Below are 24,761 nucleotides of genomic sequence, written 5' to 3'. Positions count from 1 at the left end.
TGTCTTCAGAGGTTGCCGATGCGCAAAGCTGCGATCAGTGCAGGAGCAGTGTTGCTATTGGTGTTACTGGCTGTGTTGCTGGCTGGACTATGGGTGCAGCGAGCCCTGACGGCTGCCGGATTCGAGCAGCTGCACTGGCAGCAGTTGCGCTGGTCTGAAGGTGCTGTGCAGGTGAAGCAGCTCAACGGAGTCAATGTGAGCGAGCAGGGCAGGCTGGACTTCCGGCTGGACGGCGTCAGGCTGCGTCCGGTCTGGGATGGCGGGCCGCGGATCGATCAACTGGTGGTCGATGAGTTGCAACTGGTCTGGGAGCCGCGCGATAACCTGCCCCCGAGCGAGCCGACTGATGACTGGAGCCTGCCCGAGTTGGATCACTTCGCCGGGCCGCTGTCCTGGTTGCCGCGGGAACTGGAAGTGCGCCACATGCAGCTTCAGCTGCCCTGCGAGGGCGAGTTTTGCGTGTTGCAGGGCGGCTTTCAGTTGACGACCGATCAGCAGCCGTTGGCACTGGTTGCGCAACTCTATTTGCAAGCTGACGAGCAAAGCCTGAGCGGCTCGCTGCAGTTGCATGAGGAGTCCGGTGGCTATCGACTGTTGGCCGGATTGGATCTGCCTCAATCGCTGCACCTGCTGGGCCTCGGTCAGCTCAGTGGCAAGGTGCGGGTTGACTTGGAAAACCGGGGTAGTCAATGGCTGCTGCGCGAGGGGCAGGCGGATGCGCGTTTGCTGCAGCCGCAGCTGGATGCCCTGGCGGTGTTGCCGCCGGAGCTGCGGCCATCGGCGCTGATGGTGTGGATTACGCCACAAGCGAGCAGCCTGAATACCTGGCGTGAAAGCATCTCCTTCGCCATGCAGTTGCAGATCGAAGGTGCGGTGGCCGGACAAGTCGATGCGCAGTTGGCGTTGAATCACCTGCCGCATTGGCAGGTGCAGCTGCATGCAGGACGTTTGCAGCTGAACGCAGACAAGCTGGAGCTGGAGGGAATGCAGCTGCAAACCGTGCAGCTCGATTGGCCGTTTCAGGCAGAAGCCGACCAGAACCAACTGAATCTGTTGCTCAACGAGGGCGCATTGCTCACGACGAAAAGCTTATCATTGACGGATGCATGCCTGCAGCTCTCTGACTTGCGGGCAGACCTGAGCAAAGCAACGCTGAACCTGCCTTTTTCTGCGCCTGACCAATTGAAACTGGAGGCGCCGCTGCAGCTTGGCGCGAGCCGATTGACGCATGCTGCGCTCAAGCCTCAGGGGTGGAACCTGAGCGGCAGGTTGCAACATTCCTCGAGCGGGCTGATGCTGAACGGCAGTCTGGCCGCCCTCAGCGGTCTGAATACCGACCTGCAGCTGAACTGGCCGACCGGTGAGGCGTGGCGACTGGATATGACGCTGCGAGAGATCTTTCTGCGCGCTGCCGATCCCCTGGCTGCCACCTTTGCCGACTGGCCGGCGTTGCTGAGTTTCTCCAGCGGCCGGATCAGCAGTACCTTGCAGGCCTCCGGTCGTAGTGGTCTGGATCGGATCAAGGGACAGCTGGAGCTGACCGGCGGCCAGGGTATCTACGATAGAGCCAGTTTCAGCGGCCTGTCGCTGCCTCTGACGGTGTCGCTGCAAGGGAAAATGTTGCAACTGAGTACGGACGCATTGAATCTGAGCGCTCTTGATCCTGGTCTGCCGCTTGGGCCATTGCGTGCCAGCGGCACCTACACCGCCCAGTTGAGCAAGCCCTCCAGCGGGGCGCTGGAGCTGCGCAGCGCCAGCCTCGGTGTGCTGGACGGGCGTGTTCTGCTGGAGCCGGCGAGAGTGGATATGGGGCAGGCGCGGCAAACTCTGGTGGCCGTGGTAGAGGGTGTCGAACTGGCGCGACTTTTCGAGGTCTATCCGGCGGAGGGGCTGAGTGGTCAGGGCACGCTGGACGGGCGGTTTCCGATCAGCCTTGCCAATGGCAAGCTGCAGATTGATGACGGTCGTCTGCAGGCGCGCGAACCTGGGGTGTTGCGCTATCAGGCGCAGCAGTTGCGCGACCTGGCTGCGACCAACCCCGGTATGGAGCAGCTGGCACTGGCGCTGGACAATTTCCATTATCAGGTGCTGGCCAGCGACCTGTCCTATGATGAGCAGGGTGTACTGGTTCTCGGATTGCGCCTGGAAGGCAGCAACCCTGCCTTTCAGCAGGGGCGCCCGGTGCACCTGAATATACGTTTGGAAGAAGATATTCCGGCCTTGCTGACCAGTCTGCAATTGAGCGGACAGGTGAGTGAGATCATCAGGAAACGGGTTGAGCAGTATTATCTGCAGCGACGCAGCCCATGACAGGAGAGGCATATGCATTGGCGTCTGGTGATAATGGCGGTGGCCGTCGGGGTACTGACTGCCTGCACGCCGACGGTACAGCTGGCGGCGCCCAGCGAACCGATCAATATCAACCTGAATGTGAAGATCCAGCATGAGATCTACATCAAGGTCGACAGGGAACTGGACGAGCTGTTCAGTGAATCCAGCGGGCTGTTCTAGGAGAGAAATGACATGCGTATGAGTATCCGTATGGGTGGTCTGTTATTGGCATTGTTGCTGAGCGCTCCGGCGCTGGCACTGAGCCTGAACGAGGCGATGTCGGCATTGCCAGCGGCCAAGGCCGCCGGCCAGCTGGGCGAGCAGCCTGATGGTTATCTGGGAGTGGTGGCAGCGGGTGGCAATGCGGTCGAGATCGCCCGGCAGATAAATCAGGCTCGCCGCGATGAATATCAGCGTCTGGCCAGGGAGAACAATATCCAGCAGCGGGATGTGGAATCCATGGCCGGCAAGAAGGCGTTGGAGCGCACTCCTGCCGGACAATACATCATGATCAACGACGTGTGGATGAAAAAATAGCTGTCAGTTTACAAGTCGTAATCGCTCTGTCTCGGTGAACTGCTCTTCAAGCAGGGCGTTCACCGCAGCCTGCCTGTCGATGTCCGCCAGCCCCGGCTGGTCGAGGATGACTTCGCGCTCCTGATTGAAGCTGGTCACCCGCTGCTGCCATTGTGCCCGGCGCTGGTCCAGTGCTTCCAGCCGTTCGGTGGCCTCCGGCCCGAGCATCTGCATACGTAATTGACGAATCTCTCCATGGTCCGCTCCTGCTGCCAATAGCTCTCGGGTCTGCTGGCGCAGGTCCTGATGTATCTGTGGTACCAGTAGCTGTTGCATTTCCTCCGGCAGGCTTTCACGCAGGGCTTCTGTGGCCAAGGCTTGCTGCTGCTCATCCAGACTGCTGTCGCGGTGGATCGCCAGCCGTTCCAGCGTGAAGTTGTTATAGATCTCTTCGCCAGCGAAGAACGCAGCGTGGGTCTCGCGATCGAACAGCGTGGCGCGCAGGCGCTGGACTGCCTGTTCACGGGCGAACAGATCATGCAGGCTCTCGGTTACCGGAAAATGACTTTCCAGTTCGGCCAGCTGTTGTTGATAGTCGAGATAGCTTTCCAACAGCTCCAGCGCTTGCCCCAGGGCGGGTTGCGATAGTTGCTGCGCCAGGTGATTGCGAATGCGCTGATGCGTGACGGTTGAGTTTTCTTCGCCGATCAGGCTCAGGAAGTAATCGAACAGATGGCGGGTCTGGTTGCTGATCAGCAGGTTGCCCGCAGCATCCACTTCCAGTTGGCCGTCCACTTCGGTACCACGCACGCTGGCCGGGAGCGGCCGGCTGGGCTTGGGTGACTCGGTGCGCTGATGCAGCTGCGCCACGGGGGCGACAGGTTCCGCGTTTTTATTGCTGAGGACCGGCGGTGTTGTTACCGGACCGCTGTCCATAGTTATATACCAGCCAAGCAACAGAGCGCTGCCCAGAAGGGGAAGATAGATGAGTGCTTTCATTCAACGACTACCGTCAGGCGGATGATGCCGGCCCGTTGCCGGGCCGGCGTGATTGGCGATGAAATAGGGACAGGGCTTAGAGACCGGCCTTCTTCAGCCGGTTGGCCTGCTGCCGATAGACAGTGACCGGGTCGGTCTCGAAAATACTGGTAAGACCGAAAAACTGGTTCACTTCATCCAGATGGTTCATCCGATAGTCATCGCGAATGACCATGCCCAGGCGCGAGCTGCAGCGGCCGACCATGCCGTCGTTGGCCTCACCTTTGGGAAAGGTCATGGCGGCCACGGTCATCATGAGGTCAGATGGATCGAGGATATTGGTCGAAGGACTGGTGCCGCTCCAGGAATAGTAGCGCACGCCATTGACCTGATAATCACCCTCACCGCAGGCGCTGGTGGGAATGCCCTGTGGGAATTTGGCGTTGAAGCGCGCCGCGCCTTCCGAGTTCAGCGATTCCAGCGAGCCCAGCGAATTCATTGGCGTGTCTATCGGACTATCGGAGAGAAAGTTGATCAGCTTGCCGGCCGCATTCACCAAGCTGGCCAGCAGCGCCTCGCCGGCAGAGTTCTCCGGAACCTGACGGATGAAGTCACCCAATGCCGAGCCCTTGTGTGGTGCACCTATACTGGTCACCGAGGCGATCAGGTCGGGTCGTACTGCGGCGACATAGCGGATGGTCGGACCACCGTGACTGTGGCCGAACAGATTGACCTTGGCCTTGCCGGAAATGGCGACGATCTCCTCGACCTGCTCCAGCAGTTGCTCGCCCCGCGCCTCCGAGGTGTCCAGCTGGCTGACCTCGGTGATATAGACGCTGGCGCCATCCTTGCGCAACGCTTGGGGGATGCCGTGCCAGTAATCAATACCCAGCATATTGTCCCAGCCGAGCATGCCGTGGGCGAGCACTATGGGGTAATGGGTTTGCGTGTAATCGGAGGAGCTGAACCAGGAAGCCTGAGTCTGGCTGACGGCGCCCAGCGCTGCGACTAGCCCCAACGCCAGTGAGAGGCGATTCTTCTTCATATTGTTACCTTCGGCCTGTTGTTTTTGTGATTGTTGGCTCTGACTGCGCAGGCGCGACTCGAATATATGCTGCGAGACGGGGGTTGTGTATTCAGCAGGTGCCTGACAGAGACAGGCTGAGCATAGTTATCACGCCGAGCAGCGGCGAGTGCCACAATAAACAGACTGCGCGGCCGCAGGGCGACCCGTAAGTCAACGGCTCTGGAGCAATTTCATTCACTGAGCTTATCCGACGAGCGGTAGGGTTGATGGCTTTTGGCTGACATCGGGATTTGCATCACAACATGTCAGGCCGTACCGCTTTACGCAGCCGATCTGTTAATCTGGCGCCCTGAAGCCCCGGCGTGGGCACTACAAGGATGAGGCCGATGTTATTGAACAGCTTTCTCAATGGATATCCCTTCTGGCTCTTACTCGGTTTCGCATTGCTGATTTCCGAGTTCTTTGTGCCTGGTGTGATTGCGGTCTTCTTTGGGCTGGGCGCACTGGCAGTTGGCGTGTTGACGCTGACCGGCGTGATTGAGAGTCTGGCGGTACAACTATTTTGTTTCGGTGCTTTCAGTCTGGTTGCTCTGTTTGGCCTGCGCCGGCGGTGTACGCGCTGGCTGCGCGGCAGCGTCGGGGGCAGGTCTCAGACTGATCTGGATGATGTCGGGGTGCTGGGCAACCGGGTGACGGTAATGACCGACTTTGTTGGCGGCACCGGGGACGTGCAACTCAATGGCGCCAAATGGGATGCCGAATCCAATGAGCCACTGCGCACCGGTGATACCGCCTGGGTGGTGGGCATCAACGGCATAGTGTTGCGTGTCAGTGCCTCACGACCCTATCAAGCTTCCTGAACCCATTACCAACAACGGAGTAAGTCGCAATGGAAATCGCAACAATGCTGTCACTGGCGCTGCTGGTGTTTATCGTCATCGCCATCGCCAAAACCGCGCAGATCGTGCCGCAGCGCTCGGCCTTCGTGGTTGAGCGACTGGGTAAATATGCCAAGACACTGGAGGCCGGCTTTCATCTGCTGATCCCCTTTGTTGATCGCATCGCCTATCGCCACACCATGAAGGAAGAGGCCATCGACGTGGATCGTCAGGCCTGTGTCACCAAGGACAATATCCAGGTGGTGGTCAACGGGGTGATCTATCTGCAGGTGGTGGATCCCAAGGCCGCCAGCTACGGCATCACCAACTACCGTTTCGCCGCCACGCAGCTGGCTCAGACCACGCTGCGGTCGGTGATCGGCAAGATTGATCTGGACAAGACCTTTGAGGAGCGTGAGGCCATCAATATTCAGGTGGTGCAGGCGCTGGATGAGGCGGCGCGGCCCTGGGGTGTGAAGGTGATGCGCTATGAGATAGCAGATATCGAATTGCCTGCGACCATCCTCGATGCACTGGAGAAACAGATGCGCGCCGAGCGGGAACGCCGCGCGGTGGTGGCTCAGTCCGAAGGCGAGCGGGAAGCCAAGATCAATGTCTCTGAAGGGATCAAGCAGGAAACCATCAACCTGTCCATTGCTGACAAGGAGCGCCAGATCAACGAGGCTGAAGGTAAGGCCCGGCAGATCGAGCTGGTAGCCCAGGCTACCGCCGATGGGCTGCGCCTGGTCGCCGACGCCATCACCATGCCCGGCGGCAAGGACGCGGTGGCGTTGCGCGTAGCCGAGCAGTACGTCACCGAATTCGGCAAATTGGCCAAGACCAACAACACCATGATCCTGCCTGCGGAGCTGAGCAACATTGGCGCAGCGGTGGCGGCCATTACCAAAACGCTGGATACGGTGAAGCAGTGATCAGGTGCGGGGTGTATCTATCTGCTGCATAGTGTCACCTGACCGTCATACGTTTCTGCCATGCTTTGCAAGTCAGAGTTGAACAGTGTCAGTGAATGCAGTAAGTTAAATGCAGTTCAAACGGAGAGACCCATGTCAGTCATCACATCCATTCAGCATCAAGGCACCCCGGCAAGCGCCGTGTCGTCTGCTGCGTGTGTTGTCGACTCGGGTGTTTCCGCTTATTTTTATGGATATTGGTTTAGCCACGGGCTGGCCTGATATCCATCGGGCGGCCCACTCAGAACGGGCCGCCCACCGCACTAATCAGAAACCCCCGGTCGGCCATCCGATCGGGGGTTTTGTTTTTTCAGCCATCAAGGCCAGACATACAGAGGATTCAGACATGAACAACTACTTCAACTACTCCTACCGTTACTGCAGCTGGCGATTTAGTGGTCGTGCCCAGGACAACCAGACATTACTTCGATTAACACGATAGAACGCCGCGCGGCATGAACCGCGCGGCTAAGGACATATTGATGAACTCTTCCGTATCCGCCCTGCAGCTTTCTCTTGTGCCCAGCATCGAGTCGGCACAGAACCTCACTCAGCCCATCCAGCGTCGCACCCGGCCGCTGCCGACCCCAGCGGTTCTACGCCAGCGTCTGCCACTGAATGCACTGCAAGCCGAGCAGATTCAGGCTCAGCGCCAGGCTATCCGTAATATTCTTGATGGTCATGACTCACGTCTGCTGGTGGTGGTGGGTCCCTGCTCGATTCATGATGCCGACGCTGCGCTGGATTATGCTCGGCGGCTGGCGGAGCTGGCGCCACAGGTGCAGGATCAGATGCTGCTGGTGATGCGCGCCTATATCGAGAAGCCCCGCACCACGGTTGGCTGGAAAGGTCTGGTCTATGACCCGCAGCTGGATGGCAGTGGCGATATGGCTGCTGGACTGGAGCTGTCTCGCAGGTTGATGTTGCAGATGATCGAGCTGGGTTTGCCACTGGCCAGCGAACTGTTGCAGCCGCTGGCAGCGGGTTACGTGGATGACCTGCTGGGCTGGGCGGCCATCGGTGCGCGCACCAGCGAGTCGCAGGTGCACCGGGAGTTGGTCAGCGGATTGGACATGGCGGTTGGTTTCAAGAACGGCACCGACGGCAGTATGGGCATTGCCATTGATGCGATGCGCTCAGCGGCCCATCCCCATCAGCATTTCGGCATGGACGACCTGGGTCGTCCGGCATTGGTGGAAACGGCAGGTAACCCGGATACCCATCTGGTACTGCGTGGCGGTAATCAGGGGCCCAACTTCGATGCTGCCAGTGTGGCCGCGGCGAAGGTCGCCCTGAGCAAAGCCGGCATCCAGCCCAGCATCATGGTCGACTGCAGCCACGCCAACAGCGGCAAGGATCCGCTGCGTCAGCCTGCGGTACTGCAGAATGTCATTGACCAGCGGCTGGCGGGAGACAGCAACCTGCGCGCGGTGATGTTGGAAAGTCATTTGTTCGACGGCAGTCAGCCGTTGTCCGGTGAGTTGCAGTACGGGGTATCCATTACTGATGGTTGCCTGGGCTGGGCCGGCACCGAGCAGTTGCTGCGCGATGCCGCCGAGCGTCTGCGTCAGTAGTGATACCAGCGCAGTTGCAGGCTGACTTCGTTCTGCGCTGCGCCAAGGTGACTGAAGTCGCGTGTTGCGCTGAGACGCAGGCCGAGGTTGCGGCCCAGTTCCAGTTGCTGGGTCAGCGCCAGCCGGCGGCGCACTTCACCGTTATGAAAGTAGTCTGCCTGGGCTTCCAGTAACAGGTTGCCGGCTGCATTGCGCCAGAGCAGGCCGCTGTCGAATCCGGCGGCGGGGCTCAGCGCTGTAGCAAAGTCATTGTTTTGCTCAATGCGTACCGTGGCCAGCGCATAAGTCAGCAGGTTGTTGCCCAATGGCCAGGTAAAGCCACCGCCACCGTCCAGATAGCCCACCAAAGGCCGATCGCCCTCCGCGCCAGACACTCGCTCCAGCCCGGCGCGGACTTGCCATGACCAAGGCTTGAGCAGTTGGGTTCTCGGCGTCAGCGAACGAATGCCGACCAATCCGAGCTCCTCCAGTTGCCAATGATTGCCCTCGTACTGTCGTACTCTGAGCTTGCCCAGTTCGATCTGTGCTCCCAGTGGGAAGCCGGAGAGGTTGTCATTCAGATCGTGGTAGGCCATGCGCAGGCCATATTCGGCAAAGGCGCGGTGTTCCTGACTGCCTACGGCTAACTGCCAGGTGCGGGATTCGTGGCCATCCTCCGGCAGCGCCGGGATGTCCATTTCCAGCCGCGGTGGCGGGTTCTGATTGATTGCCTGCAGCAGCCGGTAACTGCGCGTTGCACTGTCGACATCACGCTCCTGGCCGGCCGCCTGATAGCGCAGCAGCCGGTAGGCGGTTTCCTGAATCAGCGACTGGCGCTCCGTGGGCAGTGCCGCGAAAGCATTGTCGTTGAGAGCCTCATCATCGGCGGCGAGTGCCTGTGCCCAGCTCAACTCTGCAGGATTCAGCGGCGCCGCGCGGGCCAGCAACTCCTTCTCCCGCGACGGGCGGTAGTTTATATCCTTTATCAGGCCGGCATCCTTTACCGCGCGCACGGTATCAGCGGGGATGGCCGTCAGCGGGAACTGGTCGATCAGTTTCAGGCCGGGCCGGGCGATTTCCAACAGTTCGAGCAGGCGGTACGAGCAGTTTTCGTCAAAGAAGAAGTAGTCGAAACGAACCTGCCGCAGCTCCCAGACGTGTTCGATCATGCGCCCGGTTTCTTCGGGTGTCAGATCGAGGCGGTATTCCCACAGGTCGCGGTTTTCCAGGCTGCTGTATTCACTGATCTTTTCCCGGTAGGGCAACAGGGCGAACTGCCCAGGGTATCCGCCGGCCAGGCCTTTCCAGGCATAGAGAATACTGTTGTCCATGTCTTCAATCATGGCACCGAAGTTCAGCGCGTAACTGAGTAGTGCGGTGCCACTGCCTGCTGCATCAGCCGAGTCAATACGCAGCAGGGTGTGCCCGAACATGGATGATGGACTGTTCAGGTAGGCATCAGGGAATACCAGTATGGTGGTATGCGGGTTGATATCGGCATACCAGGTATCAAATTCGGCGCAGGTTACTGCGGGCAGGTCATCCAGTTGCAGCTGCTGCCGCAGCCAGCGGGTGCGCGATGGGAAGCGGCATTGCGGATGGCTGTCGGCCTGTTGTGGGTCGGCATAGACGGCGTCAAGGGTCGCAGTCAGTTCGGCCAGCGGTGAGCGTTCGCCATTGGCTGCCAGGAAGAAGTCCGCATCATCAACGTAGCTGCGCCAGCCGCCGAAGGTCTGCTGTTCATAGTGACCGAGTGCGACCCAGTACGGATCTGTGGCGAGTTTCTGCAGCGTTGCCGCATCGGGGTGCGGAGCCGCCTGTACGGCAATGCCGAGCATGCTCAGCAACAGGGGGAACAAGCGTATGGACATGCGAGACCGCGATGGAGGACGGGGCACCAGATGATGCAGGGAAATGCCCGGGGCCGACGGAACGCCGACCTCGGATATCAACGCCAGGCTCAGACCTGTTCGGCGTACTTCGCCAGTACTGCGTCGTTCTTCAGAACGGCCAGGGTAGCAGCATGAACCTGCTCGGCAGTCACGTCGGCGGAGCTGAAGATCTCATTGAAGTGCTGGCTGGTCACGGCAGCAAAGTGATCACGATCCTGCGCTTCTACACCCAGAACTACAGCGTAGGTCGTCAGGGCTTCACCTTCACCGCGCGCCATGTCTTCGGACAGTTCGTTGATGATGCTGCTCAGCACGATCATCGATTTGCCGTTGTAGGCCAGAGCGCCGCTGGTATCGCAGCCGTTGGTGCCTGAGGTCATGCCGAAGGTGGCATTGCCCGAGGTGCCATTGGTGATGGACGCTACCAGGTGGGAGGGCAGGCCGCGCTGGCCTTCGAACAACATGTTGCCCCAGCCGCAGCCCGGACCGCCCGGAGCGGTGGCGAAGGCATTGAGAGAGGCAGCAGCAAGCAGAGAGCCGAGGAGGATCCGTTTCATGATGTTTATCCGTTCTGATTTAAGGAGAGGTTGAAATTTAGCAACCCGCCTGGCTTATTGCAATTTGATTACGGTTGTATATCGGCGGGGTAGCGCCCTGCAGAGCCGGAAATGTCCAGTATGGAAGGGCGATCACACAATCGTATGGCCATCATTCTGCGTACTCGGTGAGCCATGCTGCAATCTATGGCCGCGTATATACAGGCTGGATTTGCCTTTGCAGGACAGCTGCTCGGGACTAACGTCAGGAGATCAATAATTACAAAAAGCCCCCAGGAGGCGTGTCATGAGTGCGAATGCAGAATTACGTTGGCTGGACTCCTACCCCGACAGCATGCGCTGGGATACCAGCCTGGCAACCGGTCCGGTCTGGGCATTGCTGGACAAGGCGGTTGCTGATTTCCCCGAGCATCCGGCAATCAACTTTCTCGGTAGCAGAATCAGCTATCGGCAGCTGGATGCGCTGGTGCGCCGCGCGGCCTGCGGGTTTCAGCGGCTGGGAGTGCGCCCGGGTGTGCATGTGGGACTGTACCTGCCGAACACACCGCATTACTTCATTGCCTTTCTCGGTGTGCTGCGTGCCGGTGGGACCGTGGTGAATTACTCGCCGCTGGACGCCGAACGCACCCTCACGCAGAAGATCCATGACAGCCAGACCACACTGATGGTGACGCTGGATCTGGCAAGTCTGTATCCGCAGATGGCCAGCCTGTGCCAGATCAGCGGCCTGCAGACCTTGATAGTCGGCAGTTTCACGGAGTTCTGCGATGCGGCAAGCGACGCGCAGGCAGCGCAGCTCGGGCCATCGGTAGAGGTAACATTCGACCAGGACTGCCATTCCTTTGCCAGCCTGCTGGATAACGAAGGTAACTTCACCTCCTGGCCGATCAACGATCCGGCCGACTCCCTGGCCGTGTTGCAATACACCGGCGGCACCACCGGCGCGCCCAAAGGGGCAATGTTGACCCATGCCAACCTCACCGCCAGCTGCGCGCAGTTGCAGGCGATTCTGGATGAGTCGCTGCAGATGGGGCAGGAGCGGGTGCTGGCGGTGCTGCCGCCATTCCATATTTATGCGCTGATGATCAATATGCTGTTCAGTCTGCGTATGGCCGCCGAGGTCTATCTGCATCCGCGCTTCGATGCCGAAAGTGTACTGCAGGAAATTCACCAGAGCCGCATCACTACCTTCCCCGGCGTACCGACCATGTTCATCGGTCTGCTGGCGCATCCGCTGGCCGCCAAACTGGATCTGACCTCGCTCAAGTTGTGCAACTCAGGCGGCGCACCCTTGCCGCTGGAAGTGCAGCAGCGTTACCAACAGGTGGCTGGTTGCGCCCTGCGCGAGGGCTGGGGCATGACCGAGACGACCACCACGGGCACCTTCACACCGCGCGATGCGCCAGCGCGCCCTGGTTCCTGCGGCATCCCGGTACCCGGCGCACAGATTCGCATTGCGCCTCTGGATGGCTCGCCGGGCGCGCTGCCGGCGGGAGAGCATGGTGAAGTCTGTATTGCCGGGTTGAATGTGACTGCAGGTTATTGGCAGCGCCCAGACGCCACTGCCGAGGCGATGACTGCCGATGGCTTCCTGCGCACGGGAGATATCGGTTACATGGACGAGGAGGGATGGGTCTATATCGTCGACCGCACCAAGGACATGATCCTGTGCAGCGGCTACAACGTCTATCCGCGCATGATCGAGGAGGCCATCTACGAGCACCCGGCGGTCGAGGAGGTCTCGGTGATCGGCGTTGAGGATGCCTATCGCGGTCAGGCGCCCAAGGCCTTCATCAAGCTGCGGACCGGCGCCGAGCCCTTCGATTTTGCCACCCTGCAGAACTTCCTCGCGACGCGCCTGGGCAAGCACGAACGTCTGGCCGCCATGGAAATCCGTGATGCCCTGCCGCGTACGCCGGTGGGCAAGCTGTCGAAGAAGGAGCTGGTAGAGGAGGAGCGACAGAAACGGCAGTGCGCGCCGGCATAAGCCGCGCGCAAACAGGATCATTGCCGGGCGCGTGGCAGTTCGACTGCTTCGCGCCCGGTGATCTGCTGAGGGGGGTTATACCTGGAACCGGCTGACCATCACCTGCAGTTCATTACCCAATCGTGCCAGCTCAATGCTGGAGGCGGCTGTCTGATCGCTGCCGGTGGCACTCTGCTCGGCTACGTCGCGAACGTTGACCACACTGCGACTGATCTCCTCGGCTACCGCACTTTGCTGCTCGGCCGCCGCGGCGATCTGCTGGTTCATCGACTGGATGTTGGACACGCTCTCGGTAATACTGCTCAGCGCCGTACCCGCTGTGCGGGTCAGTTCGACACTGCTGCCAGCCAGCGCATGGCTGCTGGTCAGCCGGCTGGCTACCTGCTGGGTGCCGCTGTGCACGGCAGCCACCAGTGCCTCGATTTCCTCGGTGGACTGCTGTGTGCGTTGCGCCAGTGAGCGCACTTCATCAGCAACGACGGCAAAGCCGCGTCCGGCTTCGCCCGCGCGGGCTGCTTCGATGGCGGCGTTCAAGGCCAGCAGGTTGGTCTGATCGGCGACTGTCTTGATCACGTCCATGACGGTGCCGATCTTGCTGCTTTCCTGTTTCAGTAATTCCATGGCTTCGGTCGAACGGGCGACTTCTTCGGCGAGACGTTCGATCTGGCTGATGGCCTCGTTCACTACCTTGTCACCATTGCGTGCTTCTCCGTCGGCACCGGTTGCAGCTTGGGATGCCTGTTCGGCATTACGCGCCACCTCATGCACAGTGGCGGACATTTCCTGCATAGCGGTGGCGACCTGATCGGTTTCCTCTTTCTGGCTGTTGACGCCGACTCGGGTTTGCTCGGTCACCGCTGACAGCTCCTCGGCGGCACTGGCGATCTGCGTCACGCTGTCGCGAATGCCACCAATCAGCTCACGCAGATTATCAGCCATACTTTGCACGCCCAGCTGCAAAGCGCCGAACTCGTCGCGGCGAGTGACTGGCGGGCTTTGAGCCAAGTCGCCGTCAGCGATGCGCTGCAAGGACTGAAGCGTGTCGTTGAGGGGGCGGGTGATTTGCCGGGTGATCAGCACAGCACTCACACTGCCCACCAACAGGGCCAGGAGCGTGACGATGACTTGCAGGCTGCGGGTTGCTGTTGCCTGTTCATCGCCACGTTGCAACTGTGCCTGTCTCAATTGCTCTGTTATGCGCATGATGTCGGCGCCCTGGACGGCATTTTCCTTGCGCGCCTGGGCAATCTGTCTGGTGCCGGCCTCGAAACGCTCCTGTTGCGCCAGGTAAGCTGCCAATATTTGCTTCGCCTGATTTACCGCACCTGGTCGACCGCCCAAAGGCTGTCTCTCGATTCGCCCGATAGCTGCCGAGGTGGTTTCCACGGCACGCTCCAGTGCTTGCTGAGCCTCGGCGCTGCCCTCGGTCATGACCAGGCGAATATTGAAGCGCAGTTGGGTGAAGCTGTCGCTGAACGCATCAGCAGCCTGAATCAACAGAGGGTCTTCGCTTTGTGCCGCTGCACGCTCAAGCTCATCGAGCGAGGCGACCATCTGGCTAGCCTGCTGATTCATCTCCTGCAAGGCGGCATTGCGGCTGTTGAACGCGGCATGCATGTTGTTCAACGAGCGTTGATAGTCGTCGATGATTCCCGGCAATGGCTGGGCCATATCCCGGTCCGTTGCATGCGCCAGCTCGTTTACCAGTCGCCGTTGTTCTGCACCAAAAGCGTCCAGCATACCCTGGACCTGGGAAGCTATGGCCTCGTCACCGTTGGCCGCCAGATATTGCATGCGGGTGATACGTAGCTTGCTCAAGGCATTCTCTAGTCTGGCGAGATCGCCGGCTCGCTTTCCATCTTCAATCAATGTGCCCAGACTCTGCCAGGCAGTCAGCGACAGGGTAAGGTAAACAGCAGAACCAGGCCGAAGCCCAAGCCGAGCTTCAAGTTGACACTGAGGTTGTCAAACCAGCCTTTCATGTATTTCTCTCCAGGTGTAACGGGTATTGGTGGGTAGCTGGTTGTTGTTCTTGTGAAGCCAGGGAACGGCAGGTGTTGCCTTATTCATTCATGCTTCAGCCGGGCAGCCAGGCGATTGAGCTCGGTCGATAGCTCATGCAGGGTAGCGCTGGCTTGTGCGGTGTGATCCACGTCCTGCTGATTGGTCGCGGCGATTTCGGTGATCTCGGTGATGTTGCGGGAAATATCCTCGGATACGCTGGTCTGCTCCTCGGCGGCGGTGGCGATCTGGCGGTTCATGTCGCGGATGGATTCCACGGCCATGGCGATCTGCTGTAGGCTGTCGCCGGCCAGGGTGACCTGCTGCATGCTGGTGTCGCTGCGGTTCTTGCCCGCGACGATGGCCTTGCCAGCTTCCTCTGCACCATTCTGTACGCTATTGATGATGCTCTGGATTTCTGCCGTCGATTCGCTGGTACGTTGGGCCAGGGTGCGCACTTCATCGGCCACTACTGCGAAACCGCGTCCGGCCTCACCGGCGCGGGCGGCTTCGATGGCGGCGTTCAAGGCCAGCAGGTTGGTCTGGTCGGCGATGCTCTGAATGACCTCCAGTACCTTGCCGATCCGCCGGCTGTCGCCTTCCAGCTGCTGGATGACGTCGGCGGTATGCTGGATTTCCTGTAGCAGCGTCTGCATGGAATCGATGGTCTCGGCCATCACCTGGCGACCGTCACGGGCGCTTGTGTCGGCGGCATCTGCTGCCCCGGATGCGTCGGCGGCATAGCGTGCCACTTCAGCAGCCGTGGCGGACATTTCCTGCATCGCGGTGGCGACCTGGTCGGTGCGGCTGAATTGCTCACGGCTGCCGTGGGTCATCCGGGTGGCGACGGTATTCAGCCCGCCGCTGGCGCGGTCGAGTTCATCGGTGGTGTGTTTCAGTCCCGCCGCGGTTTCCGCTAGAAAGCTGCGCAGCTGGTTAGCGGCCCGGGCCAGCACGCCCAGCTCGTCCTGACGTTTGCTGATGATCTGTTCATCAAAGCGGCCCTGGCTCAGTTTTTCTATCTGCCGGATCAGGTGGGTAATAGGGTTGACCAACTGCCGGCTGATCAGCCAGCTGGCCAGGCCACCGATCAGCAGTGCAGCACCGACCATGACCAGAACCGAGAGCCAGACGGTTCGCAGGGTCGCTGTGCGGATGTGCTGCACTTCGCTGGCAACATGCTGGTTGATCTCTACGACCAGTTGCTCCAGTTGTTCGCTGGTTGCGCGATCGATGCCGCGCACCAGATTGTCGCCCGCCACGGGATCGCGCCCGGCGGCCATGAAGCGTTGCAGGCCGTCGCGGTAATTCTCGCCAAGCCCTCGGTGCTCCTTTTGCAGCGACACCACTCGCTCGTGGAATACCTGCGGCAGCTCCTGCTCGATGATCTGGCTCAACAAGGACTGTACGTGTTGTTCGCTGTCTTGGAACTGTTGCCAGTAACGATCAAGGTCTGACTGTTTGCTGCCGCGCAGCAGCACGTTCTTCCATTCCTGCACTTGGGTCTTGAAAGTCAGGTTGGTCTCATTGGTCAGATTGGCAGTGGTCTGTGGACCTTCCATCAACAGGCGATAGCTGCGCAGATCCTGAGCCAGGGTGAGTACGCCGACCAGCGCCACGGCCAGCATCAGCACCAGGCTGCCAATGAGCAGTGTCAGATTCTGCGCGCGTAGAGAAGACTTCAATAGCGTCAAAACGGACCTCGAATGAAAAAGAGAAAAAGACAGCCTGTCCGCCGCTGTTGAAAAAGCGGCAGGCAGATGTGGTTTTTATAGGAATCGGGAATTGTATCGGCTGGCGGTGGGAAAAACTTTAACTCATACTTGTCGATTCTATTGATTCCGGGACTGGATATTATGCTGCTTGCACTCGTTGCCATTGTTGTCGGGCTGGTTCTGCTGGTCTGGAGTGCCGACCGGTTCGTTGAAGGTGCCTCTGCCGCTGCCGTGCATGGTGGTGTGCCGCCACTGCTGATTGGCATGCTGATCATCGGTTTCGGTACCTCCGCACCAGAGCTGTCGGTATCGGTGCTGTCATCACTGCAAGGCAACTCAGGTATCGCCTTGGGCAATGCCTGGGGCTCGAATATCACCAATATCGCGCTGATCATCGGCCTGGTCGCATTGATCAGTCCGATCACTGCTCACGCCCGTGTGGCTCGGCGGGAGATGCCGATTCTGCTGGGGATCACTGCTCTGGCGGGTTGGCAGGTTTTCGACGGTGAGATCAGCCGCGCCGATGGTATCGTGCTGCTGGTGGTCTTTGTGCTGCTTATGGCCTGGTCCGTCCGCGATGGCATGCGCAGCCGTGACGAGGTGGTATCCGAGGAAATTCGCAAGGAGTATCTGGCCGACACCATGCCGCTCGGGCGCGCCTTGATATGGCTGCTGCTGGGGCTGGTTCTGCTGGTTGCCAGCTCCCGCCTGCTGGTATGGGGAGCTGTTTTCATCGCCAGCGATCTGGGCGTGAGTGACCTTATCATCGGACTGACTATTGTAGCGGTGGGTACGTCACTGCCTGAGCTGGCATCCTCCCTGGCTGCCATCCGCAAGAAAGAGCATGATCTTGCGTTGGGCAATATCATCGGCTCGGGCCTGTTCAATACGCTCGCGGTGGTCGGTATTGCCGCTGTCATTCGGCCGATGGAGGTGGCTCCGGAAGTACTGACCCGCGACTGGGCACTGATGGCGGGGCTGACGGTGGCATTGCTGTTGATGTGTATCGCCTGGCGCGGCCGACCGGGACGCATCAACCGGTTGGAGGGCGCCGGTCTGCTGGCGGCTTTCTGTGGTTATACCGGGCTGCTGGTGTGGACAGCGATGAACGCGGCAGGCTGAGAGGGGGCATGCAACTGGTCGGTCGGGACTGAACTGCCGACCGCTGCGTGTATCATGTGTGCAACGCCTTTGGGAATTACTCCGACATCATGAACGAAGCTCTGCGCGATACTCCGCAACACAAACCGCGGCCCATGGTCGACCTGCTGGTCAGCATCATCCTCCCGTCGGTGATACTGATGAAATTCAGCGGTGAGGCACACCTCGGGCCGCATAAGGCGCTGATCCTGGCCTTGGCATTCCCGCTGGGTTGGGGATTGTTCGAGCTGATCCGTTATCGAAAATACAACTTCATCGCCGTGCTCGGGGTGATCAGTGTCTTTCTCACGGGTGGCATAGGTCTGCTTGAGCTCGATCCGCAGTGGCTGGCTGTCAAGGAAGCCGCCGTGCCCGGTGTCATTGGGCTGGCGGTGTTGTTCTCCACCCGTACGCGTTTTCCGCTGATCCGCACTCTGCTGTACAACGACAAGGTGCTGAATGTGCAGCGCGTCGATGAACGGCTGGAGGAACGCGGGTTGGGTGAGATATTCGAGCAGCGGTTGTTGAAGGCCACCTATTTTCTGGCTGGAACCTTCTTTTTTTCATCGCTCATGAACTACATGGTCGCCAAATGGATAGTAGTCAGTCCGGCCGGCACCGAGGCGTTCAATGCCGAGTTGGGCCGTATGACCCTGGTCAGCTACCCGATGATTGCCATTCCGTCGATGCTCATGATGATGGCGATTCTGTTCTACCTGTGGCGGACCATCCATGGTCTGACCGGGTTGAAGATGGAAGAGATCATCGCGCAGCAGAAGTAGCGCTGGAACGGGCGCTTAAAGCCCTTTCAGCGCCTGTTCCAGCTGCGACACAGTCCGTTGCAGATCATGCAGTTTGTCCAATCCGAACAGGCCGATACGGAAGGTCTTGAAACCAGCTGGCTCGTCGCACATCAGCGGTACGCCGCTGGCTGTCTGCAGCCCTTGGCTGATGAAGCCACTGCCATTGTGAATGCGCTCGTCGGTGGTATAGCAGACCACCACGCCGGGGGCTTCGAATCCTGTGGCGGCGACGCTGTGAAAGCCTTTTTCCTGCAGCAGTGCACGCACCGCCTGGCCCAGCGCCAACTGCTCCTGCTTGACCTTGTCGAAACCATAATCGCGGGTTTCCAGCATGGTGTCGCGAAAGCTCTTCAGTGCATCCGTGGGTAGGGTGGCGTGATACGCATGACCGCCATTTTCATAGGCCTGCATGATCTGCAGCCACTTTTTCAGGTCACAGGCAAAGCTGTTGCTGGTGGTGCTTTCGATACGCTCCAGTGCCAGCGGGCTGAACATGACCAGTGCGCAGGAGGGTGAAGCGCTCCAGCCTTTTTGCGGCGCGCTGATAAGCACATCCACACCGCAGTTCTGCATATCTACCCAGAGCGTGCCGGACGCCACGCAGTCCAGTACGAACAAACCGCCCACCTCATGAACCGCTGCACTGACCGCCCGTAGGTAATCGTCGGGCAGCAGGATGCCTGAAGCGGTTTCCACATGGGGGGCGAAGACCACATCAGGTTTGTGTTGGTGAATGGCTGCGACCACTTCATCGATCGGCGCGGGGGCAAAAGGAGCCTGATCACTGTTGCTCTGCTGTTGTGCCTTGAGCACGATTTCCTCTGCGGGCAACTCGGTGGCGGTAAAGATCTGCGACCAGCGATAGCTGAACCAGCCATTACGCAGCACCATGCAGCGCTGGTTGCGGGCAAACTGGCGCGCTACGGCTTCCATGCCGTAGGTCCCGCCACCCGGTACCAGTGCGACCCCGGCAGCGGTATATACGTCCTTCAGCGTGGTCGAGATATCACGCATGACCTGTTGGAACTCGACGGACATGTGATTCAGCGAGCGGTCGGTGAACACAACGGAATATTCGAGCAGGCCGTCAGGGTCGATACTGGGGACGAGGCTGGACACGATAAATCTCCTTGGTGATGGAAGAGGGGCGGAAATGCCAACTGCTCCGGGAACACTATCCCAATGCTCGTCGATTGCAAGTCTCCGCTTAATCGCGTACCAGATAGAAAAAGAAATCGGTAGGCTTGCCCTTGATGTCGCCCAGGCCGATGACCACATCCTCGTTGACCTTGCGGAGGTAATCCATGATCGGCTGGCTGTCGTAGATCAACGCGGCCGATACCTTCCCATCGAACACCACCTGGCGCATCTGTGCGGCGCCGAGCCGGTCGTGGGTGATCACCTCGCCCTCGGCATCGTTTACCAATAACGGCTCGACATCGGTGGTCGAGGTGAAACGTTTGCCGTACCAGTTGATCGGGTCCGGCTCGGCGCCGCCGTCGAACTTGCCGCCCTTCCATGTGCCGACCATGAAGTCGGTATCCACCGGTTCGAGTTGTTTGAACAGAGGCACCAGGGTGTCCGCCGAATAGGCTTCACCGCTGGCGATCATCTCCAGCCATTGCTGTTCCGTATCTGCGGCCAGACTGGGCCCGGCAAGCAGGGTGGTCAGGCTGAGGGCGGCCAGTGTTGCAGTCATTGAGTGCCGCCTGGAGGATGGCGCTGCGCTTGTCCTTGATCCGTGCCCCGCTTCAGCGCGTTACCGATCACCAGATGGTTGCGGTTCTTGCCGGCGTCGGGGTTGGTGAAGCGCTCGAGGAAGATGTTGTCCCGCCAGTAGAGGTTCTGCGGATCGAACTCCTTGCTGTTGGCCGCTTCGCAGATACGGAACACATACCTGGCATCTTCGCAAGTCAGCTCCTTGAACGAGGCGCAGTCGACGGCGACCTTTTCCAACGAGGTCCCGGCGGGCAGCTTCTCGCCCTGGCCGGGGGTATAGCTGGCCTTGAGGCAGTGTGGGGTAGTGCGAGAATGGGGCGGCGGGAGGTTCTGGTTAAGCTCTCGGAGATCCCTGTAGTGGGAGCGGCCTTGGCTGCGACTAGGCATGACCGAAAAGCTTCTTGGCCAAAGCCGCTCCCATAAATACTCCTTGCAATGCCTCAGCCAGCCAGTTCTTCCCCAGACGGCAACATCCGGCTGCGTTTCTCGGCGCGGCGGGCGATGAACCAGATCAGCAGGGTGAACATCGAGACGGCGAGGAGGATGACACTGGCGATGGCGTTGATCTCCGGTTTAACCCCGAGACGCACAGCCGAGAAAATCTCCATCGGCAGGGTGGTTGAACCAGGTCCGGATACGAAGCTGGCCAATACCAGGTCATCCAGCGACAGGGTGAAGGCCAGCAGCCAGCCGGCGAGGATCGACGGCGCGATCATCGGCACGGTGATCTGCAGAAAGGTCTTCCACGGCGGTGCCCCGAGATCCAGCGCGGCCTCTTCGATGGACTGATCCAGCTCGCCCAGGCGGCTGCTGACGACAATGGCGACATAGGCCACCGAGAAGGTGGTATGGGCAATCCAGATGGTCAGCATGCCGCGATCAAACAGCACGCCAAACAGCGTTTCCAGAATCTGTGCCAGCGCCACGAACAGCAGCAGCAGTGACAGCCCGGTAATCACCTCCGGCATGACCAGGGGGGCGGTGACCATGCCGGAGAACAGGGTTCGTCCGCGAAAGCGCTTGAAACGAGTCATGGCGAAGGCCGCGAAGGTTCCCAGTGCCACCGCAGCGGTCGCCGTGTAGAAGGCGATCTGCAGACTGCGTTTGACCGCGCCCATCAGCTGGGAGTTGTCCAGCAGCCCGACATACCAGTGCACCGACCAGCCACCCCAGACGGTGACCAGTCGGGAGGCGTTGAACGAATAGATCACCAGGATGACCATCGGCAGGTAGATGAACAGCAGGCCCAGCCACAGCACCATGCTGGAGAAGTCAGGGCGCCTCATGCGTTCTTCTCCATTTCCCGGGCCTGATTGTAGTGGAACAGGGTGATCGGGATCAGCAGCAATGCCAGCATCACTATCGCCAGTGCCGAGGCCACCGGCCAGTCACGGTTGTTGAAGAACTCCTGCCACAGCACCTTGCCGATCATCAGGGTTTCGGGGCCGCCCAACAGCTCCGGCACCACGAATTCACCGACCACGGGAATGAACACCAGCATGCTGCCGGCGATGATGCCGGCCCGTGACAACGGTACGGTCACCTTCCAGAACGCCTTGATACGTCCCGCCCCGAGATCCAATGCCGCTTCCAGCAGCGTCTGGTCATGTTTGACCAGGTTGGCATACAGCGGCAGCACCATGAAGGGCAGGTAGGCATACACCAGACCGATATAGACCGCTGTGTTGGTGTTGAGAATCTGCAGTGGCGCCTCGATCAGCCCCAGTGACATCAGGGTTGAATTGAGCAGGCCGCTATTACTGAGGATGCCCATCCAGGCGTAGACCCGGATCAGGATCGCAGTCCAGGTAGGCATCATGATCAGCAGCAGATAGATCAACTGCCGCTCACGCGGTGCGCGGGCGATGGCCAGAGCCATGGGATAGCCGAGCCCCAGGCACACCAGGGTGGTGACCAGCGCGATCTTCAAGGAGCTCAGGTAGGCCGCATAGTACAGGCTGTCCTGAGTGAGAAAGATGTAGTTGCCCAGGTTCAGGACAACGGTCAGTGCCTGGTCGGCATACTGGAAGATCGCCTCGTAGGGCGGAATGGCAATGGCCGCCTGCGAGAAGCTGATCTTCAGCACGATGACAAAGGGCAGCAGGAAGAACAGGAACATCCACAGATAGGGGATGCTGATGACCAGAGCCTTACCGCTGGGCAGGCGCAGGTGCTTGCGCAAATGCCAGCTCATGACGGCAATACCACGCCGCCGTCGTCGTCCCAGCTCACGTAGACCTTATCCTCCCAGGTCGGGCGCGGCAAACGGCGTTCGGAGTTGGCGAAGAACGCCTGCACCATCTTGCCGCTGTCGAGCTTGATGTAATACACCGAGTGGCCGCCGAGATAGGCGATGTCATGCACCTCGCCATGGGCCCAGTTATATGGCTGCTCGGGTTGTTCGGTGGTAACGAAGACTTTTTCCGGGCGCAGTGCATAGATCGCGCTCTTGTCTTCAGCGCGGGTGGTTACGCCGTGGCCCAGATAAATCTGCCGATCCAGTTGCGGACACTCGATGATCACGTGATCATCCATGTCGGCGACGATCTCGCCTTCAAAGATATTCACACTGCCGACGAATTCGGCGACATGCCGATTCACCGGGCTTTCATAAATATCCATGGGCGTGCCCACCTGGACAATCCAGCCCTGATCCATGATGGCAATACGCTGGGCCATGGTCATGGCTTCTTCCTGATCGTGGGTGACCATGATGCAGGTCACGCCGACGCGCTCGATGATCTCTACCAGCTCCAATTGCATCTGTGAGCGCAGCTTCTTGTCCAGCGCGCCCATGGGCTCATCGAGCAGCAGCAGTTTCGGTCGCTTGGCCAGCGAGCGAGCCAAAGCCACGCGCTGTCGCTGGCCGCCGGACAGCTGGTGGGGTTTGCGCTTGGCATACTTGGCCATGTGTACCAACTTGAGCATTTCCGCAACGCGTTCGCTGATTTCGGTGTTGCTCAGCTTGTCCTGCTTCAGCCCAAAAGCAATGTTCTGCTCCACAGTCATATGCGGGAACAGGGCGTAGGACTGGAACATCATGTTGATGGGCCGCTTGTGCGGCGGCAGGGCGGTGATGTTCTGGCCATCAAGCAGCACCCGGCCTTCGCTGGGCGTTTCGAAGCCGGCCAGAATCCGCAGCAGGGTCGATTTGCCCGAGCCGGAGCCGCCGAGCAGGGCGAAGATTTCGCCCCGGTTGATGGTCAGTGTCACGTCATCCACTGCAAGCGCATCATCGAATTGCTTGCTGACGCGCTCGATCTTGACGAACTCCACCGGCTCGGCCTTGGCCATGGCCTGTTTCATGGCCCCTGCGGCACCCACCATATAACTCTCCTGTCAGATTGGGGCTGCTTCGGCAGCCCCGGGATGGCTCAGCGACCCGACTTGATCCGGTTCCAGGCGCGGGTAATGATTCGCTGAGATGCCAGCGGACGCGGTTTGGCCACAAACAATTTGCCCATGACTTCTTCAGTGGGGTAAATCGCCGGATCGCTCAGCACCTCCGGATCAACAAACTCGTTGGCCGCCAGGTTGGGGTTGGCGTAGGCCACATAATCGGTTATCGGCGCGACTACTTCCGGGCGCAGGATGTAGTTGATGAAGGTATGCGCGTTGTCAGCGTTCGGCGCGCCTTTGGGGATGGCCATCATGTCGAACCACAGCTGCGTACCTTCCTTGGGGATGCTGTAGCCGATATTCTCGCCATTCTCCGCTTCCTCGGCCCGGGCTGCCGCCTGGAACACATCACCCGAAAAACCGACAGCGACGCAAATCTCGCCGTTGGCCAGGTCGGAGATATAGCGTGAGGAGTGGAAGTAGGTCACGTGCCCACGCACGCTCATCAGCAGTTCTTCGGCCTTCTTCAGGTCGGCAGCGTCGTTGCTGTTGGGGTCCAGCTCCAGGTACTGCAGCGCTGAGGTCAGCATGTCGTCACCGGAATCGAGCATGGAGATACCGCAATCGGCCAGTTTGGCAGCGACCTCTGGATTGAATACCAGATCCCAGGAATCCAGCGGCGCGTCCTCACCGAGAATGGCCTGGACCTTGTCGATGTTGTAGCCGATACCGTTGGTACCCCACATGTACGGAATGGAGTACTGGCTGTCTGGGTCGATACTGTCCATGTCGTCCATGAGATCCGGGTTGAGGTTCTTCATGTTCGGCAGTTTGCTGTGATCCAGTTTCTGGTAGACGCCAGCCGCGATCTGCTTGGTCAGGAAGTGGTTGGATGGCACGACGATGTCGAAGCCGGAGCGGCCAGTCAGCAGCTTGGCGTCCAGCACTTCGTTGGCGTCATACACGTCGTAGGTCACCTTGATGTCGAATTCCCTTTCGAAATTGGCAATGGTGTCCTCGGCGATATAGTCGGACCAGTTGTAGATCTTCAGCTCGCCTGCGGCGTGGGCTGCGCTGGTGAACAATCCGGTAACGGCCATGGCCAGCAATGTCTTGCGCATTGTAAGTTTCATGTCTTCTCCTGTTGCAAACGCTGCCCGGCGACGGGGTTTGCCTGCTGCTTCTGGTGTGGCCGGAAACCCGGCTGTTATCGGTTGATCTATCATTGCCCGGAGCGAACTCCGGAGCTGTTCAGTGCTTTCTCACCGGGCACCTGCGCCGGCGCGGCTAGTGTATGCAAGCGTGACCCGGGCGGATAGGCTTGACAGGGCATTGTGCCGGCATTTACCCGCCA

21 protein-coding genes and 1 pseudogene are annotated in these 24,761 nt (G+C 59.7%); 9 read left to right on the top strand and 13 right to left on the bottom strand.

Going from position 1 to position 24,761, the window contains the following annotated elements; all coding sequences use genetic code 11:
• The first annotated feature begins 18 nt into the window (after nt 1-18).
• The 3 genes from BLU11_RS14915 to BLU11_RS14905 are packed head-to-tail and all read left to right on the top strand — an operon-like array spanning nt 19 to nt 2,868.
• Nucleotides 19-2,310 (top strand): intermembrane phospholipid transport protein YdbH family protein, encoded by a 2,292-nt coding sequence (locus BLU11_RS14915; RefSeq protein ID WP_090274721.1) that lies wholly within the window; start codon nt 19-21, stop codon nt 2,308-2,310.
• A gap of 12 nt (nt 2,311-2,322) precedes the next feature.
• Nucleotides 2,323-2,511, top strand: a complete 189-nt coding sequence (locus BLU11_RS14910; RefSeq protein WP_090274718.1) for a YnbE family lipoprotein — start codon at nt 2,323-2,325, stop codon at nt 2,509-2,511.
• A gap of 12 nt (nt 2,512-2,523) precedes the next feature.
• Nucleotides 2,524-2,868: a YdbL family protein gene (locus BLU11_RS14905; RefSeq protein ID WP_090274715.1), complete on the top strand. Its 345-nt coding sequence runs from the start codon at nt 2,524-2,526 to the stop codon at nt 2,866-2,868.
• A gap of 3 nt (nt 2,869-2,871) precedes the next feature.
• On the opposite strand, the gene BLU11_RS14900 is transcribed toward BLU11_RS14905, so the two are convergent.
• Entirely contained in the window at nt 2,872-3,846 is a 975-nt protein-coding gene (locus BLU11_RS14900) for a lipase secretion chaperone (RefSeq protein ID WP_090274712.1), read from the bottom strand.
• A 76-nt stretch (nt 3,847-3,922) separates the two neighbouring features.
• Nucleotides 3,923-4,870, bottom strand: coding sequence for a triacylglycerol lipase (locus tag BLU11_RS14895; protein ID WP_090274710.1), 948 nt, complete (start codon nt 4,868-4,870; stop codon nt 3,923-3,925).
• A gap of 368 nt (nt 4,871-5,238) precedes the next feature.
• Between BLU11_RS14895 and BLU11_RS14890 the strand changes: the two genes are divergently transcribed.
• The 3 genes from BLU11_RS14890 to BLU11_RS14880 all read left to right on the top strand — a co-directional run bounded on the left by BLU11_RS14890 (nt 5,239) and on the right by BLU11_RS14880 (nt 8,275).
• Nucleotides 5,239-5,712, top strand: coding sequence for an NfeD family protein (locus tag BLU11_RS14890; RefSeq protein WP_090274708.1), 474 nt, complete (start codon nt 5,239-5,241; stop codon nt 5,710-5,712).
• 29 nt (nt 5,713-5,741) lie between these two features.
• A complete protein-coding gene (locus BLU11_RS14885) occupies nt 5,742-6,662 on the top strand; it encodes an SPFH domain-containing protein (protein ID WP_090274706.1) in 921 nt (306 codons plus the stop codon).
• 521 nt (nt 6,663-7,183) lie between these two features.
• On the top strand, nt 7,184-8,275 hold the full coding sequence (locus BLU11_RS14880; protein WP_090274704.1) for a 3-deoxy-7-phosphoheptulonate synthase: 1,092 nt from the start codon (nt 7,184-7,186) through the stop codon (nt 8,273-8,275).
• On the opposite strand, the gene BLU11_RS14875 is transcribed toward BLU11_RS14880, so the two are convergent.
• Both BLU11_RS14875 and BLU11_RS14870 read right to left on the bottom strand, forming a co-directional pair.
• A complete protein-coding gene (locus BLU11_RS14875; RefSeq protein WP_090274702.1) occupies nt 8,269-10,125 on the bottom strand; it encodes an Lnb N-terminal periplasmic domain-containing protein in 1,857 nt (618 codons plus the stop codon). The two genes, BLU11_RS14880 and BLU11_RS14875, sit on opposite strands and share 7 nt — an antisense overlap.
• 89 nt (nt 10,126-10,214) lie before the next feature.
• Nucleotides 10,215-10,703: a DUF3015 domain-containing protein gene (locus BLU11_RS14870; RefSeq protein WP_090274700.1), complete on the bottom strand. Its 489-nt coding sequence runs from the start codon at nt 10,701-10,703 to the stop codon at nt 10,215-10,217.
• A 286-nt stretch (nt 10,704-10,989) separates the two neighbouring features.
• On the opposite strand from BLU11_RS14870, the gene BLU11_RS14865 reads away from it, so the two are divergent.
• Nucleotides 10,990-12,690, top strand: a complete 1,701-nt coding sequence (locus BLU11_RS14865) for a long-chain-fatty-acid--CoA ligase (RefSeq protein WP_090274698.1) — start codon at nt 10,990-10,992, stop codon at nt 12,688-12,690.
• Between the two features lie 75 nt (nt 12,691-12,765).
• On the opposite strand, the pseudogene BLU11_RS14860 reads toward BLU11_RS14865, so the two are convergent.
• Nucleotides 12,766-14,672 (bottom strand): annotated as a pseudogene (locus BLU11_RS14860) (methyl-accepting chemotaxis protein).
• An 84-nt stretch (nt 14,673-14,756) separates the two neighbouring features.
• Nucleotides 14,757-16,319 carry a methyl-accepting chemotaxis protein gene (locus BLU11_RS14855; protein WP_090276542.1) on the bottom strand — a complete coding sequence of 521 codons (1,563 nt, stop codon included), beginning with the start codon at nt 16,317-16,319 and terminating at the stop codon, nt 14,757-14,759.
• Between the two features lie 228 nt (nt 16,320-16,547).
• Between BLU11_RS14855 and BLU11_RS14850 the strand changes: the two genes are divergently transcribed.
• Entirely contained in the window at nt 16,548-17,528 is a 981-nt protein-coding gene (locus BLU11_RS14850) for a calcium/sodium antiporter (RefSeq protein ID WP_090274696.1), read from the top strand.
• Nucleotides 17,529-17,617: 89 nt separating this feature from the next.
• The gene (locus BLU11_RS14845; protein WP_090274694.1) at nt 17,618-18,328 is read left to right on the top strand and encodes a VC0807 family protein; all 711 of its coding nucleotides are present in this window, start codon (nt 17,618-17,620) and stop codon (nt 18,326-18,328) included.
• Nucleotides 18,329-18,343: 15 nt separating this feature from the next.
• On the opposite strand, the gene BLU11_RS14840 is transcribed toward BLU11_RS14845, so the two are convergent.
• The 7 genes from BLU11_RS14840 to BLU11_RS14810 all read right to left on the bottom strand — a co-directional run bounded on the left by BLU11_RS14840 (nt 18,344) and on the right by BLU11_RS14810 (nt 24,528).
• Nucleotides 18,344-19,468 carry an aminotransferase class V-fold PLP-dependent enzyme gene (locus tag BLU11_RS14840; RefSeq protein ID WP_090274692.1) on the bottom strand — a complete coding sequence of 375 codons (1,125 nt, stop codon included), beginning with the start codon at nt 19,466-19,468 and terminating at the stop codon, nt 18,344-18,346.
• 88 nt (nt 19,469-19,556) lie between these two features.
• Entirely contained in the window at nt 19,557-20,048 is a 492-nt protein-coding gene (locus BLU11_RS14835; protein ID WP_090274689.1) for a DUF4334 domain-containing protein, read from the bottom strand.
• Nucleotides 20,045-20,455: a hypothetical protein gene (locus BLU11_RS19315; RefSeq protein WP_157718698.1), complete on the bottom strand. Its 411-nt coding sequence runs from the start codon at nt 20,453-20,455 to the stop codon at nt 20,045-20,047. Before BLU11_RS19315 ends, BLU11_RS14835 begins: the two co-directional genes overlap by 4 nt.
• Before the next feature lie 53 nt (nt 20,456-20,508).
• The gene (locus tag BLU11_RS14825; protein WP_090274684.1) at nt 20,509-21,354 is read right to left on the bottom strand and encodes an ABC transporter permease subunit; all 846 of its coding nucleotides are present in this window, start codon (nt 21,352-21,354) and stop codon (nt 20,509-20,511) included.
• Nucleotides 21,351-22,262, bottom strand: a complete 912-nt coding sequence (locus BLU11_RS14820; protein WP_090274682.1) for an ABC transporter permease subunit — start codon at nt 22,260-22,262, stop codon at nt 21,351-21,353. The genes BLU11_RS14825 and BLU11_RS14820 overlap by 4 nt, the downstream gene beginning before the upstream one ends.
• The gene (locus BLU11_RS14815) at nt 22,259-23,395 is read right to left on the bottom strand and encodes an ABC transporter ATP-binding protein (RefSeq protein ID WP_090274680.1); all 1,137 of its coding nucleotides are present in this window, start codon (nt 23,393-23,395) and stop codon (nt 22,259-22,261) included. The genes BLU11_RS14820 and BLU11_RS14815 overlap by 4 nt, the downstream gene beginning before the upstream one ends.
• 47 nt (nt 23,396-23,442) lie before the next feature.
• Nucleotides 23,443-24,528 (bottom strand): polyamine ABC transporter substrate-binding protein, encoded by a 1,086-nt coding sequence (locus tag BLU11_RS14810; RefSeq protein ID WP_407920257.1) that lies wholly within the window; start codon nt 24,526-24,528, stop codon nt 23,443-23,445.
• Nucleotides 24,529-24,761: the final 233 nt, after the last annotated feature.

The organism is Halopseudomonas litoralis (genome assembly GCF_900105005.1).
Taxonomy (GTDB): Bacteria; Pseudomonadota; Gammaproteobacteria; order Pseudomonadales; family Pseudomonadaceae; genus Halopseudomonas; species Halopseudomonas litoralis.
Note: the sequence above shows the minus strand (reverse complement) of the source record. Positions and strands in the feature narration are given on the sequence as shown.

Coding starts and splice junctions, on each gene's coding strand:
- BLU11_RS14915 (WP_090274721.1), top strand. CDS start 19: ATGCGCAAAGCTGCGATCAGTGCAGGAGCAGTGTTGCTATTGGTGTTA.
- BLU11_RS14910 (WP_090274718.1), top strand. CDS start 2,323: ATGCATTGGCGTCTGGTGATAATGGCGGTGGCCGTCGGGGTACTGACT.
- BLU11_RS14905 (WP_090274715.1), top strand. CDS start 2,524: ATGCGTATGAGTATCCGTATGGGTGGTCTGTTATTGGCATTGTTGCTG.
- BLU11_RS14900 (WP_090274712.1), bottom strand. CDS start 3,846: ATGAAAGCACTCATCTATCTTCCCCTTCTGGGCAGCGCTCTGTTGCTT.
- BLU11_RS14895 (WP_090274710.1), bottom strand. CDS start 4,870: ATGAAGAAGAATCGCCTCTCACTGGCGTTGGGGCTAGTCGCAGCGCTG.
- BLU11_RS14890 (WP_090274708.1), top strand. CDS start 5,239: ATGTTATTGAACAGCTTTCTCAATGGATATCCCTTCTGGCTCTTACTC.
- BLU11_RS14885 (WP_090274706.1), top strand. CDS start 5,742: ATGGAAATCGCAACAATGCTGTCACTGGCGCTGCTGGTGTTTATCGTC.
- BLU11_RS14880 (WP_090274704.1), top strand. CDS start 7,184: ATGAACTCTTCCGTATCCGCCCTGCAGCTTTCTCTTGTGCCCAGCATC.
- BLU11_RS14875 (WP_090274702.1), bottom strand. CDS start 10,125: ATGTCCATACGCTTGTTCCCCCTGTTGCTGAGCATGCTCGGCATTGCC.
- BLU11_RS14870 (WP_090274700.1), bottom strand. CDS start 10,703: ATGAAACGGATCCTCCTCGGCTCTCTGCTTGCTGCTGCCTCTCTCAAT.
- BLU11_RS14865 (WP_090274698.1), top strand. CDS start 10,990: ATGAGTGCGAATGCAGAATTACGTTGGCTGGACTCCTACCCCGACAGC.
- BLU11_RS14855 (WP_090276542.1), bottom strand. CDS start 16,319: ATGCTGGCCGTGGCGCTGGTCGGCGTACTCACCCTGGCTCAGGATCTG.
- BLU11_RS14850 (WP_090274696.1), top strand. CDS start 16,548: ATGCTGCTTGCACTCGTTGCCATTGTTGTCGGGCTGGTTCTGCTGGTC.
- BLU11_RS14845 (WP_090274694.1), top strand. CDS start 17,618: ATGAACGAAGCTCTGCGCGATACTCCGCAACACAAACCGCGGCCCATG.
- BLU11_RS14835 (WP_090274689.1), bottom strand. CDS start 20,048: ATGACTGCAACACTGGCCGCCCTCAGCCTGACCACCCTGCTTGCCGGG.
- BLU11_RS19315 (WP_157718698.1), bottom strand. CDS start 20,455: ATGCCTAGTCGCAGCCAAGGCCGCTCCCACTACAGGGATCTCCGAGAG.
- BLU11_RS14825 (WP_090274684.1), bottom strand. CDS start 21,354: ATGAGGCGCCCTGACTTCTCCAGCATGGTGCTGTGGCTGGGCCTGCTG.
- BLU11_RS14820 (WP_090274682.1), bottom strand. CDS start 22,262: ATGAGCTGGCATTTGCGCAAGCACCTGCGCCTGCCCAGCGGTAAGGCT.
- BLU11_RS14815 (WP_090274680.1), bottom strand. CDS start 23,395: ATGGTGGGTGCCGCAGGGGCCATGAAACAGGCCATGGCCAAGGCCGAG.
- BLU11_RS14810 (WP_407920257.1), bottom strand. CDS start 24,528: ATGCGCAAGACATTGCTGGCCATGGCCGTTACCGGATTGTTCACCAGC.